At 56.3% G+C, this 13,702-nt stretch carries 11 protein-coding genes; 7 read left to right on the top strand and 4 right to left on the bottom strand.

Annotated elements, in window-relative coordinates; all coding sequences use genetic code 11:
• The 7 genes from AK59_RS0113460 to AK59_RS0113430 all read left to right on the top strand — a co-directional run.
• Positions 1 to 303, top strand: a 303-nt coding sequence (locus tag AK59_RS0113460; protein WP_197028016.1) for a type II secretion system protein GspK, incomplete at its 5' end; no start/stop codon positions are given.
• Between the two features lie 15 nt (positions 304 to 318).
• Positions 319 to 1,449: a type II secretion system protein GspL gene (gspL, locus tag AK59_RS0113455; RefSeq protein ID WP_029883011.1), complete on the top strand. Its 1,131-nt coding sequence runs from the start codon at positions 319 to 321 to the stop codon at positions 1,447 to 1,449.
• A complete protein-coding gene (locus tag AK59_RS0113450) occupies positions 1,446 to 1,931 on the top strand; it encodes a type II secretion system protein M (protein ID WP_029883010.1) in 486 nt (161 codons plus the stop codon). Before gspL ends, AK59_RS0113450 begins: the two co-directional genes overlap by 4 nt.
• A complete protein-coding gene (locus tag AK59_RS0113445; protein WP_013097342.1) occupies positions 1,928 to 2,725 on the top strand; it encodes a prepilin peptidase in 798 nt (265 codons plus the stop codon). Before AK59_RS0113450 ends, AK59_RS0113445 begins: the two co-directional genes overlap by 4 nt.
• 263 nt (positions 2,726 to 2,988) lie before the next feature.
• Entirely contained in the window at positions 2,989 to 5,691 is a 2,703-nt protein-coding gene (locus AK59_RS0113440) for a glycosyl hydrolase family 18 protein (protein WP_029883009.1), read from the top strand.
• A gap of 137 nt (positions 5,692 to 5,828) precedes the next feature.
• Complete coding sequence (iagB, locus tag AK59_RS0113435; protein WP_029883008.1) at positions 5,829 to 6,281, top strand: type III secretion system invasion protein IagB; 453 nt, start codon at positions 5,829 to 5,831, stop codon at positions 6,279 to 6,281.
• A 136-nt stretch (positions 6,282 to 6,417) separates the two neighbouring features.
• The gene (locus AK59_RS0113430) at positions 6,418 to 8,259 is read left to right on the top strand and encodes a glycoside hydrolase family 19 protein (RefSeq protein ID WP_029883007.1); all 1,842 of its coding nucleotides are present in this window, start codon (positions 6,418 to 6,420) and stop codon (positions 8,257 to 8,259) included.
• Positions 8,260 to 8,355: 96 nt separating this feature from the next.
• Here the strand turns inward: AK59_RS0113430 and AK59_RS0113425 are convergent, their stop codons facing one another.
• The 4 genes from AK59_RS0113425 to poxB form a co-directional block, all read right to left on the bottom strand.
• Complete coding sequence (locus tag AK59_RS0113425) at positions 8,356 to 9,369, bottom strand: NAD-dependent epimerase/dehydratase family protein (RefSeq protein ID WP_029883006.1); 1,014 nt, start codon at positions 9,367 to 9,369, stop codon at positions 8,356 to 8,358.
• 92 nt (positions 9,370 to 9,461) lie between these two features.
• A complete protein-coding gene (locus AK59_RS0113420; RefSeq protein WP_029883005.1) occupies positions 9,462 to 10,898 on the bottom strand; it encodes an SDR family oxidoreductase in 1,437 nt (478 codons plus the stop codon).
• Positions 10,899 to 10,908: 10 nt separating this feature from the next.
• The gene (ltaE, locus tag AK59_RS0113415; protein ID WP_020689923.1) at positions 10,909 to 11,910 is read right to left on the bottom strand and encodes a low-specificity L-threonine aldolase; all 1,002 of its coding nucleotides are present in this window, start codon (positions 11,908 to 11,910) and stop codon (positions 10,909 to 10,911) included.
• A gap of 38 nt (positions 11,911 to 11,948) precedes the next feature.
• Entirely contained in the window at positions 11,949 to 13,667 is a 1,719-nt protein-coding gene (gene poxB, locus AK59_RS0113410) for a ubiquinone-dependent pyruvate dehydrogenase (RefSeq protein ID WP_013097335.1), read from the bottom strand.
• Positions 13,668 to 13,702: the final 35 nt, after the last annotated feature.

The following is a 13,702-nucleotide window of genomic DNA, read 5'->3' as shown; positions in this document are numbered from 1 at the left end:
TTGGCAGCCCTGTTTATCGGCTCGCTGAGCGAGGACGAGGCCGCCCGTCTGATCGCCTCCCGCCCGGAAGAGGGCTGGGAGTCGATGGAGGCATTCCAGAAAGAGCTTGAGACAAATTATCCGCAGACCAAAGACGCCCTCAAGCAGGTTCAGGCGTTTCTTGCGGTAAACAGTCACTATTTCCGGGTCAACAGTACCGGCAATACCGATGATTTAACGCTGCGCGTCGTCAGCCAGCTTCATGTTGATAATGAAGCCGGGAAGGTGATTACCTGGCAACGTCGCTACCGAATGGTTGAATAACACAAGACGAATTCTATGAAACAGGTGCTTTTTATTCGTCCCGACACGCATGAGGACGGGAACATAATGTGGTGCGAGTCCGGTAGCGACCAGGTGGAACAGCGTCAGGGCGGGGCGTCACTGGCGGCGCTTGCCGGTCACGCGTTAGCCGCACGCGTCTGCCTGCTACTGCCGGCCAGCGAAATGATCTTCCGTCGCTTCACGTTGCCCAAAAAAGGCAGCGTTGAGTTCTCCTGGCTGGCAGAAGAGACGCTGATTGGCGATGTGGACACGCTTCACTGGACGGTGCTCAACAAGAAGGGGCGGGAAGTGGATGCGGTGGCCATTGATGCGGCGCGTCTGCAGTACTGGCTGGACCGCTGTGCCGATGCCGGGCTGACGGTGGTGCAGGTGCTGCCCGATGCGATCCTTCTGCCGGTAACCGAAGGCGGCAGCACGCTGGTCTCCACCGACAACGGCTACTGGATGCGCTATTCGCCGTTTGGCGCCTGTGAAACCGACGCCGCCCTGTTGCCGCTGCTGTTGAGTCAGCAGTGCGCCGGTAACCTCGTCTGTTACGGCGATGCGCCAGCGGACGTGCAGATGGATGAGCAACGGGCCTGGCAGCATCCGCTGGTGCTGATCCAGCCGCAGTGGAAAAGCTGCAAAGCAAACCTGCTGCACGGCGTTTTTAGCGCCACGGGTGCACAGACCGGTTTCCGTTATGCGAAACCGACTCTTGCCGCCATGGCGGTGCTGAGTCTCGGGCTGCTGGTTGGCCCTCGTATCGGCATGGCCTGGATGCTCTCTAACCAGGAAAACCTGGCCCAGCAGCAGATGGTGGAATTGGCCCAGCACTATTTCCCCACGCTGCGCCAGACCACCAACCTGAAGTACCACTTCGGGCAGAACATCAAGAAAGAGAAGAAAGGGATCTTTCTTCAACTGGACGCACTGGAGCAGATCAAGCAATCGCTCCCGGCGGTCGAACTGAGTGAAGTGGGATACGACGACACCCAGAATCAGCTCACGCTGAACATCCGTTCGATGGATCCCACGGCGTTGCAGGCGTTCGTCAATAAGGCGAGTGATACCTTCGACTTTACGCTGCAGCCGGTCTCCAGTGAAGCGCCTTATACCGCTATCATCACAGGGAAATATAAATGAAAGAGAAAATTGGACAATTAAAAGCACGCTATTTGCGTTACAGCCCGCGCGAACGAACGCTGATTAAACTCTGTGTTTCGGCGCTCTGTTGCGCCATTATCTGGTACGGTGTGATGACCCCACTGGATAATATTATTAAAAATGAGAAAGCCACGCTGCAAAAACAGAAACAGACCCTGAACTGGATGCGTGCAGAAATTAATAAAAATCACCTTCAGGCGAAAGTATTAAAAACCAGTAACCCGAGAAGCGTGGTGGAAGAGAGCGCCAAAGAGATCCACGTTGCGCTGAGTAATATCCAGCAGGACGGGCAAACCTTGACGTTTAATATTGATCGGGTCAACGTCTATGAACTGAAAAACTGGCTTCGGGAGGTGAATTTAACCACCGGGGTTCGTCTGGAGAAAATGGATCTCACGCCGGTTGATCACCTTAGCGATGTAAAGGCCCAGATTAAGCTCTCCTGGGCGAAAGTGGCATGAACTCGCTGACGCTGCTTCAGGGCAGCCAGATGCCCGCCCTTTGCCTGCTCAGCGGCACGCTTGGCGGCATTATCGGCAGCTTTCTGGGGGTGGTGGTCGAACGCATTCCCCCGCTCATTAAAGAGGAGGAGGGTGCCGGAAACCTGCTGTTTCCGGCCTCCCACTGTCCCGCATGCTCCCACACGCTCGCCTGGTGGGAAAATATCCCGGTTCTGAGCTGGTGTTGCCTGCGTGGGCGCTGCCGCTGCTGCCAGACCGCGATCCCGCTGCGTCTGCTGTTGCTTGAACTTTCCAGCGCCCTGTTTTTTGCCCTGACGGCGGCGTATGCCCCGTCTGCGGCTGCATTGATGTCGCTATGGGTGCTCTGGTGTGGACTGCTGCCGCTGGCGGCGATAGACGCAAAACACATGCTGCTGCCGGACTGCCTGACGCAGCCGCTGCTGTGGGCGGGCCTGCTGAATCATGCGCTTTTTCATACCTTACCGTTGTCGGATGCCCTGTTTGGCGCAGCGGCGGGCTACCTGTCGCTGTGGCTTCTCTACTGGGCCTTTCGCCTGACAACAGGACGCGAGGGATTGGGCTACGGTGATTTTAAGCTGCTGGCTGCGCTGGGCGCGTGGTGCGGCTGGCAGGCGTTACCTTCGTTATTGCTCGCGGCGGCATTAAGCGGTATCGCATTGTATTTTGTTTTTTATAAAGCGGTTAAAGAAAATAGCGTTATTCCGTTTGGCCCTCTGTTGTCACTCGCCGGTTTGGTTATTTTTATTCTGCAGACCTTGCAATTCACATTCTGATTTACGCGGTCAAGTTTTTTTTGAAATTTTTTCGCTGAGGGAATGAAAGGACGTCAACTAATTCCCGGAGTATTGTAAGAAACATAAGCTGTAAGGATTGCCGCTCATGTCTTTTTATGGAGGGTATATTAGCACTATACATGGTTAGTAAAATTAAATTGGGTTTGTGGTTTTAATTAAATAGCTTATTCAGTACTCGCCCATGTTATATGGAATACATGGTCCTTTTCATTTATCAAAAATAAGATTATCAGGAATTAATAATGAAATTTATGAAGCCAACCTATCTGGCACTCTTTGTCGCAGCCGTTTCCGGCTCTGCGTTCGCCGCAGCGCCAGGTACGCCTTCAATCAGCAGCGGTAACGATAAATTTGCCATCGTTGAAGTGGACCAGGCCGTAGTGGACTACGGTAATCTTGTTAAGGTTCATAACGACGGTGTCGACGTAAAAGTCGAGTGGAACGTCTGGAGCGGCGACGCGCCGACCTCCGGTAAAGTGCTGCTGGATGGCAAGACCGTCTGGTCCGGTGCTGCCGGTGCATCCGGTTCTGCCACCTTCAAAGTGAAAAAAGGCGGTCGCTACCAGGAGCAGGTTGAACTCTGTAACAACAGCGGCTGTACCAAAAGCGCAAGCAAGCTGATCATCGTGGCGGATACTGACGGTAGCCACCTCCTGCCGCTGAATGCGCCTCTGCAGGAAAACAACAAAACCTTCGCAAAACATACCGATAAAGTGGTTGCCGCCTACTTCCCTGAGTGGGGCGTTTATGGCCGTAACTTCCCGGTCGATAAAATCCCTGCCGCTAACCTGAACCACATCCTGTACGGCTTCATTCCAATCTGTGGCGGCGACGGCATCAACGACGGTCTGAAAACTGTTGAAAATGGCAACAGCTTCGCCAACCTGCAGAAAGCCTGTGCTGGCCGTCCTGACTACACCGTGGCGATCCACGACCCGTGGGCTGCGCTGCAAAAACCACAGTCTGGCGTGTCTAACTGGGACGACCCGTACAAAGGTAACTTCGGCCAGCTGATGGCGCTGAAAAAAGCCCATCCTGACCTGAAAATTCTGCCATCCATTGGCGGCTGGACCATGTCCGATCCGTTCCACCACATGAACGATACCGCCATCCGCGCACGTTTCGTCTCTTCTGTTAAAGACTTCCTGAAAACCTGGAAATTCTTCGACGGCGTGGATATCGACTGGGAATTCCCGGGCGGCGGCGGCGTGAATGAATCGCTGGGCAACCCGCAGGTGGATAAAGCAACCTACACCGCGCTGATGCACGATCTGCGTACCATGCTGAACGAACTGTCAGCTGAAACGGGGCGCACCTATGAACTGACCAGCGCCATCGGTGCCGGTAAAGACAAGATTGAAGACGTGGATTACACCACGGCGCAGCAGTATCTCGATCACATCTTCCTGATGAGCTACGACTTCTACGGCGCGTGGAGCATGACCGATCTGGGCCACCAGGCTGCACTGCATGCGCCAGCATGGCGTCCGGACACCAACTACACCACCGAAAATGGCGTTAACGCGCTGCTGGAGCAGGGCGTACAGCCAGGCAAAATCGTGGTGGGTACCGGCATGTACGGTCGTGGCTGGACTGGCGTTCACGGCTATACCGGCAACAACCCGTTCACCGGTACGGCGACTGACGGCGTGAAAGGCACCTGGGAACCAGGCGTTGTTGACTATCGTCAGATTGTGAACGAGTACAAAGGCAAGCCAGGCTGGGAATATGGCTACGACGCAGACGCTGAAGCGCCATACGTCTTCAACAAATCCACCGGCGAGCTGATCTCTTATGAAGATGCCCGTTCCGCAACCGCAAAAGGTAAGTACGTTCTGGCGAAAAACCTGGGCGGCCTGTTCGCGTGGTCTATCGACTCCGATAACGGCGATATCCTGAACGCGATGAACGAAAGCCTGCTGGGCAGCTCCACGCCAGATCCGGTAGTGACCAACCATGCACCGGTTGCTTCTGCGGCGGATCAAACCGTGACCGGCCCTGCGACCGTGACTCTGGATGGCTCTGCCTCCACCGATCCTGATGGCGATGCGCTGACCTACAAATGGATCCAGATCTCTGGCCCAAGCGTTACCCTGACCAACAGCACCAAAGCGAAAGCGACCTTCTCCGTTGGCGCTGTGACCAGCAACCAGACCCTGGCATTCCGTCTGACCGTGACCGATCCAAAAGGTCTGAGCAGCACCGCTGACGTTCAGGTTGTGAACAAAGCGCCGAAAGCCAACCAGGCCCCTGTGGTTAACCAGATGCAGAACGTCACTCTGGAAGCCGGTCAGACCTACGCCCTGAACGTGCAGGCAGCGGATCCAGACGGTGATGCACTGACCTACGCCTGGAGCGTACCATCTGATATGCACGCGACCGGTACTGATACCTCCAGCGTACAGATCACCGCGCCGGACGTTACAACTGACTCTACCTACACCCTGAGCGTTGTCGTAAGCGACGGTAAAACCAGCGTACAGTCTAACGTACAGGTTACCGTAACGCCGAAAGCCACCCCGGTTGTGCCTGATGAAGACAATACCCCGTCTGACGAAGGTAACACGCCATCCGATGAAGGTAACACGCCATCTGATGAAGGCACTGCAACCGGCAACTGCGATAACCCGGTAGATGCCAACGCCAGCAAATACGCGGCATGGGAATCCAACAAAATCTACAACAACGGCGACATGGTCAGCTCCGATAATCTGGTATGGAAAGCGAAGTACTGGACTCAGGGCAACAAACCTGGCTTTAACGCCGATGCATGGGAACTGGTCAGCCAGGTGAAAATGAACTGGCGCTCCGACATGGTCTACAACGGTGGTGACAAGACAACCTATCAAGGTTTCGAGTACCGCGCGAAATGGTGGACAAAAGGTGACAAACCAGGCAACAGCGATGTATGGGTGAAAGAAGGCGCGTCAGCAGACTGCAAATAATCTTCTGAGCTTGAAATTGTGGGTGTGATATCAGCCCACAATCACTGGTCACACCCCGCTTCGGGTGTGGCCAGTACCTTCCACTAATTTAACAGGACGTGTTTGAGGAGAATAAAAAACGGCCACGCAGGTGAAGAATGAAAAGGTTTCTGTTTTTGTTATTGATATTAAGTCATAGCGCATTTGCAAATTGCTGGAATAAAGCGGCGCATTATTATCATATTGATCCGTTTTTACTTTATGCCATCGCGAATGTGGAATCGGGAATGAACCCGTACGCCATTGGCATCAATCATGACGGAACGCGCGATGTCGGATTAATGCAAATCAACAGCTCGCACTTTCCTGAACTTGAACGCAAAGGCATTAATGAAAACCGTCTGATGACAGAGCCCTGCACCTCCATTATGGTCGGCGCCTCTATTTTGTCAGGCATGATTAAGGTTTATGGATACAACTGGGAAGCGGTAGGTGCGTATAACGCCGGGCTTAAAAAAGAAAATTACCCTAAGCGCATGGTCTATGCCCATAAGGTCTGGAAAAAGTATCAGCAGTTAAAATTAGCCGCCCGCGACAGAACCAACTGGTGAGTTTTTTGTTTTTTGAAGAGTACCCCCCCGTATTCTTCAGAAAATGAAAAGCAGCTGTCTGAAGTTTATTTATTAACGGATTAATAAATGAATTTAGATTTATTTAACTTTATCGAAATTAACAGGAATAACCGAGATGAATAAAAGGACATTACTGAGCGTGCTTATTGCCGGTGCCTGCGTAGCGCCGGTGATTGCTCAGGCCACCATGCTGAAGGCGGAAAGCAGTGTGCCTTACACCATGAAAGCCAGCGATCTGGCTAAAAAGGAAAAAGAGCTCACCGATTTCCCACTGATGAAATCCGTGAAGGATACCATCCGTACGCTGGACAACGCTCAGGTCGAGCAGATTGAGCCAGGCCGTGCAGCCAACCCGGTAAACGTGAAACGCGTTGAAGGGATCCTTAAAGAGAGTGACTGGGAATACCTGTTCCCGCTGCGCGCGAAGGATTACAGCTACAGTAACTTCCTGAAAGCCGTGGGTAAATTCCCGGCGCTGTGTGATACCTACAACGATGGCCGCGACAGCGAAGCTATCTGCCGTAAAGAGCTGGCAACCATGTTTGCTCACTTCGCACAGGAAACCGGCGGCCACGAAAGCTGGCGTCCGGAGCCGGAATGGCGTCAGGCGCTGGTCTATGTGCGCGAGATGGGCTGGAGCGAAGGCCAGAAGGGCGGCTATAACGGGGAGTGTAACCCGGACGTCTGGCAGGGTCAGACCTGGCCGTGCGGTAAAGACAAAGATGGCGATTTCCTGAGCTACTTTGGCCGCGGCGCTAAGCAGTTGTCCTACAACTACAACTACGGTCCATTCTCTGAAGCAATGTACGGCGATGTCCGCACGCTGCTCGACAAACCTGAGCTGGTGGCCGATACCTGGCTGAACCTGGCGAGCGCCATCTTCTTCTTCGCCTATCCACAGCCGCCAAAACCAAGCATGCTTCAGGTTATCGATGGTACCTGGCAGCCGAACGACCACGATAAAGCCAACGGTCTTGTCCCTGGCTTTGGCGTGACCACCCAGATCATCAACGGCGGCGTAGAGTGCGGTGGCCCGACTGAAATTGCTCAGTCTCAGAACCGTATCAAATACTACAAAGAGTTCGCTAACTACCTGAAAGTCCCTGTACCGGCTGACGAAGTGCTTGGCTGTGCCAACATGAAGCAGTTTGATGAAGGTGGCGCAGGTGCCCTGAAGATCTACTGGGAACAGGACTGGGGATGGAGCGCGGATACCCCTGATGGCAAGACCTACGCTTGCCAGCTGGTGGGTTACCAGACGCCATTCAGCGCGTTCAAAGACGGCGACTACACCAAGTGTGTACAGAAGTTCTTTAACGTGAACATCGTTAACGACGACGGTTCCGCGGTCGTACCGGATGAAACACCGACTCCTGCTCCAGCCCCGTCTGAAGATGAGACGCCTGCGCCGACACCAACACCGGATGAAACCCCGGCACCTGTGCCAGACGACATCCCGGCGGTGGTAAACCATGCGCCTGTAGCGCAGATTGCCGGTCCGATCGGTGCGGTTGAAGCCGGTGCGCAGGTCTCCCTGAGCGCAGAAGGCTCTACCGACGAAGACGGCAATAAGCTGACCTACACCTGGCGTTCCCAGGACGGCCAGACCGTTACCGGCGACGATAAAGCGGTGGTGACCTTCAACGCGCCTGAAGCCGCGACGGCGCAGCAGTATGAAATCAGCCTGACCGTCAGCGACGGCGAGCTGAGCAGCACCACCACATACCTGCTGAACGTAAAAGCCAAAGCAGCCACCCCGTCTCAGGACGAAGGCACTTCCGGCTCTTACCCGGCGTGGAGCGCGAACAGCAAGTACAGCGCAGGCGATATCGTGAACAACCACGGTAAACTGTTCCAGTGCAAACCGTTCCCGTACAGCGGCTGGTGTAACAATGCACCAATGTACTATGAACCAGGCGCAGGTCTGGCATGGTCTGAGGCCTGGACGGCATTATAAACAGCAAACGGCAACCGAAAGGTTGCCGTTTTAGTCTTTACTCTCTCTCCCTGTGGGAGAGGGCCGGGGTGAGGGCATCAGGCCGCACCCAATTAACTACCGATGCAACTTCCCATGGTCCCGCAGCCACGCCGCGGTACGCACAATCCCTTCATCCAGGGTCACAATCGGCTTATACCCCAGCTCGTTCTCCGCGCGCGAAATATCCAGCGTGAAATCAAAATTCAGCTTCGACACGCCGTAATGCGTCAGCGCAGGCTCTTTGGCGGTTTTGCTGCCAAAACGCTCCATGCTGCGGGCAATCATATCCAGCATAGGATAAGGCACCAAGCGAATGCGGCAGTCGATGTGCAGCTCGTCGATCAGGCGCTGCACAATGGTGCGAAGGCGGCAGGGTTCGCCGTTGGTAATGTTATACGCGCGACCGGACACCAGTTTATCGCTGTCCGGCTGGCTCGCCAGCCACATGGCGTACACGGCATTTTCGTAGTAAGTCATGTCCACCAGCGCATCACCGCCGCGCGGCAGCAGCACGCTGCCGTAGTGGTGCATCATCTGCGCCAGGCGCGGAATAAACACTTTATCGTGCGGTCCGAAAAGACTTTGCGGACGCAGGATCGTAAAGCGCGTATGCGGGTTCGACTGCGCCAGCAGGTCGATCACCTCTTCGCTGGCCGCCTTGCTGCGGGCAAACTCACAGGCAAAACGGGCCGGACGGAACGTTTCCTGGATATCCCGGTGGTGGTGATAGTCGAAGTAGAGCGACGGAGAGGAGATATGAATAAAGTTACGCACGCCCCAGGCAACGGCCCACTCGCCCAGACGGCGCGTGGCGCGCACGTTGGCGAGATCGAAGGCTTCCTGGGTTCCCCACGGAGAGGTAAAACTGGAGCAGTGCCACAGGGTGTCGATTCCGGCGAGCATCACTTTCGCCTGAGAGGAGACCAGCTCCGTCAGGTCGGCATGGACAAACTCTGCGCCCATTTTTTGCAGCAGCTTACCCATCGCCTCGTTGCGACCGGTAGCCCTGACGCTAATGCCTTTGTTGCGCAGAAATTCGACCGCATTTCGGCCTAAGCCGCTGGTCGCCCCGGTAACCAGTACCTTCATAACAATCCACTGTGTTGAAAAGAATTTCGTGCGCATTCTTTCGTGAATTACGGCGGGTTGCAATGGGAAAGGTGAAAGAAAGCGAGTTTTATTTAGTTCTTTTCCGTTTTTTGTTCTGCCAGTTGCGCAATCCGTTTTGCCATCCCGCGGAAGATAAACAGATGTGCGGGGATCATCAGTAACCAGTAGAACAGACCGGGCATCCCATGTGGGTGCCACCAGGCGCGGACGTCCAGTTCACGGCAATCGCCTTTGTCTTTCAGCGTGAAGCAGAGCCGTCCCAGCCCTGGCGCTTTCATGCCGAACAGCAGTGCCAGTTGTTTTTCCGGTTCGACGATGATGACTTTCCAGCTGTCGACCGTATCACCCACTTTGAGGTACGGCTGCGCAGGGCGCCCTTTCGCCAGCCGGTGGCCCACCAGCAGATCCATCGCTCCGCGTGTCTGCCAGAGAATATTGCCGAAGAAATAACGCTCTTTGCCGCCGATCTGGTTCACCACCTCCCACAGTGATGCCAGGCTGGCCGAGGTTTTCACCGTGCAGCCCGCCTGTTTCGGGTAATAACCGTACTCCGGCCGCCAGCGGGCAAACGCCTGCGCGTCGTAGCCCCAGTCGCTGGAGTTCACCAGCTTCTCTTCTTCTTTCAGGGTATGGCGTACCGCGTCGTCAAAACGGATCAGCGTCTGCGGAATTAATGCGCGCAGTTCGCCATCGTCCGCCAGCAGATCGTGCTTCAGCCCCTGGATCAGCGCTTTCGCTGTCGTCGGCGGCACCGAGGTAATAACGTTTAAAAACCACACGGAGATCCAGCGGGTCGGGAAGGGAACGGGGATGAGCCAGCGTCGGCGGCCGCTGACGCGCATAAAATGCTCGAACTGTTCCTGATAGCTCAACACCTCCGGCCCGGCGGCCTCAAGCACGCGGTGCTGTTCGGCGGGATGGTCCAGCAGCGCCACCAGGTAATGCAGCAGGTTTTCCAGGGCAATCGGCGTGGTGCGCGACCGCACCCAGCGCGGTGGGGTGAGCACCGGCAAGTTGTACACCATATCGCGCATCACTTCGAAGGCGGCAGAGCCCGCGCCGACGATGATCCCCGCCCGCAGTTCGGTGACGGGGATATCCGCACTGCGCAAGGTGTCCGCGGTAAGCTGACGGGCGCGCAGGTGGTCCGACTGCTCATTTTCGGGCGCCTGGAGCGAGCTTAAAAAAATCACCTGCTTAACTGGCGTTTGCCGCAGGGCATCGCGGACGTTCAGTGCCACCTGACGTTCGTGGGCGATAAAATCGCCGCCTTCGCCCATGCTGTGCACCAGGTAATACAGCGTGTCGACCCCTTCCAGCAGCGCGGGCAGCGACTCAGGCCAGTTAAGGTCGACGTTGTGGCAGGTGACGCCAGGCAGGTTTAGTTTTTGCAGGCGTTCCGTGTTGCGTGCCGCCGCCAGCACCTGATGCCCCTGCTGGCTTAACGCCGTGGTCAGATGCTGACCGATATACCCGCTGGCACCGAGCACCAGAATACGTTGCGGCACGTTCTGCTCCTTAACGCTGTAAAAACGCCTGCCAGTGTTTCACAACGTCCAACAGCTGCTCGCGGCTGACGTCGAGATGCATCACCAGACGCACAACGGGTGACGCGTTGATGAGTACGCCACGCGCTTTCATGAACTCCCCAAGCGCAGCGGCGTGTTCATCACCCACGCGAACAAACAGCATGTTGGTGTCGTGTCGCATCACGTCGGCGCCAATTTCACGCAGTTGCCCGGCCATCCACGCGGCGTTGTCGTGATCGTCCTGCAGGCGTGCCACGTTGTTTTTAAGGGCATACAGACCCGCTGCGGCCAGAATACCGGCCTGGCGCATGCCGCCGCCGGTCATCTTGCGCCAGCGGTTGGCGCGTTTGATGTAGTCCGCATCGCCCACCAGCAGAGAACCCACGGGGGTGCCCAGCCCTTTTGAGAGGCAGATGGTGAACGAGTCACAATACTGCGTAATCTCGTTCAGCTCGCAGCCGTAGGCTACCACGGCGTTAAAGATTCGTGCGCCGTCCACGTGCAGGCCGAGCCTGCGCTCGCGGGTAAATTCCCACGCCGCTTTGAGGTACTCGCGCGGCAGGACTTTGCCGTTGTGGGTGTTTTCAAGGCTGAGTAATTTGGTGCGGGCGAAGTGGATGTCGTCGGCTTTGATTTTTGCGGCGACCTTGTCGAGCGGGAGAGTGCCGTCCGGTGCGGCGTCGATCGGCTGCGGCTGAATGCTGCCGAGCACCGCCGCGCCGCCCGCTTCGTACAGGTAGTTATGCGCTCCCTGGCCGACGATGTACTCTTCACCGCGTTCGCAGTGGCTGAGCAGCGCCACCAGGTTGGCCTGCGTTCCGGTGGGCAGGAACAGGGCGGCCTCTTTACCGCTGAGTTCTGCGGCATAGCGCTGCAGTTCGTTGACCGTTGGATCGTCACCGTAGACGTCGTCCCCGACCGGGGCGGCCATCATCTCTTCGAGCATGGCGCGACTCGGACGGGTAACGGTATCACTGCGTAAATCAATCATTTCACATCCCTTTATTTTAAGAGGTCATGCGAAATGTTTTACCTGAGCCAGTTAGTTTTTGCCAGTTCGATCACTTCATCGCCGCGGCCGCTGATGATCGCCCGCAGCATGTAGAGGCTGAAGCCTTTGGCCTGCTCCAGCTTGATCTGCGGCGGGATGGCCAGCTCCTCTTTGGCGACCACCACATCCACCAGCACCGGGCCGTCGATGGAAAACGCCCGTTGCAGAGCTTCATCCACCTCGGAGGCTTTCTCCACGCGGATACCGGTTATGCCGCAGGCTTCGGCAATGCGGGCAAAGTTGGTGTCGTGCAGTTCGGTGCCGTCCGTCAGATAGCCCCCGGCCTTCATCTCCATCGCCACAAAGCCCAGCACGCTGTTATTGAAGACCACGATTTTCAGCGGCAACTTCATCTGCACCACCGACAGGAAATCGCCCATCAGCATGCTGAATCCGCCGTCACCGCACATCGCCACCACCTGACGCTCCGGGGCGGTGGCTTTGGCACCCAGCGCCTGTGGCATGGCGTTGGCCATCGAGCCGTGGTTGAACGAGCCGAGCAGGCGGCGTTTGCCGTTCATCTTCAGGTAGCGTGCCGCCCAGACGGTTGGCGTGCCGACGTCGCAGGTAAAGATGGCATCGTCGTCCGCGAAGTGGCTGATCTGCTGCGCGAGATACTGCGGGTGGATCGCTTTGTCGCTCGGTTTGGCGAGTTCGTCCAGCCCCTTACGCGCATCGCGGTAATCGCTCAGGGCTTTGTCGAGGAATTTACGATCCGTTTTCTCTTCCAGCAGCGGCAGCAGGGCGGCAAGGGTGGATTTAATGTCGCCCACCAGCGCCATATCGACCTTGCTGTGTGCACCGATGCTGGCCGGGTTAATATCGATCTGAATGATTTTGGCATCCGTCGGGTAGAACGCGCGATAGGGGAACTGGGTACCGAGCAGAATCAGCGTGTCGGCATTCATCATGGTATGGAAGCCGGACGAAAAACCGATCAGCCCGGTCATGCCCACGTCGTAAGGGTTATCGTACTCGACGTGCTCTTTGCCGCGCAGGGCATGAACAATTGGGGCTTTTAGCTTACCCGCAAATTCAAGGAGTTCCTTGTGCGCGCCAGCACAGCCGCTGCCGCACATCAGGGCGATATTGCTGGCGTAACGCAGCAGTTGCGCCAGTTTTTTCAGCTCCTCTTCAGCTGGGGTAACGACCGGCTGGGGGGCGTGATACCAGTGGGTGCTGGCCCCTTCGGGCGCAGCCTTGAGCGCCACATCCCCCGGGATCACGACCACAGAAACACCGCGGTTCAGCACCGCCTTGCGCATGGCTATCGCCAGAACCTGCGGGATCTGCTCCGGCGAGGACACCAGCTCGCAATAGTGGCTGCATTCACGGAACAGCTCCTGCGGATGCGTCTCCTGAAAATAGCCACTGCCGATTTCAGATGAGGGAATATGGGCGGCAATTGCCAGCACCGGCACGTGATTGCGGTGACAGTCGAACAGCCCGTTAATCAGGTGCAGGTTCCCTGGACCACACGACCCGGCGCAGACGGCCAGCTCCCCGGTGAGCTGTGCTTCGGCTCCGGCGGCAAAGGCGGCGACCTCTTCATGACGGGTCGGCATCCATTCAATGGTTTTCATCTTGTTGAGGCTGTCGCTCAGCCCGTTCAGTGAATCGCCGGTTACGCCCCAGATACGTTTTACACCTGCCTGTTCAAGGGTCTTCGCTATGTATGCAGCCACGGTTTGTTTCATGGTTGTCCGTCTCCTTTTTGTGATATCGCTTACAA

This window comes from Enterobacter sp. T1-1 (assembly GCF_000710795.1).
Taxonomy (GTDB): domain Bacteria; phylum Pseudomonadota; class Gammaproteobacteria; order Enterobacterales; family Enterobacteriaceae; genus Enterobacter; species Enterobacter cloacae.
This window is presented reverse-complemented; position numbering and strand designations above follow the sequence as displayed.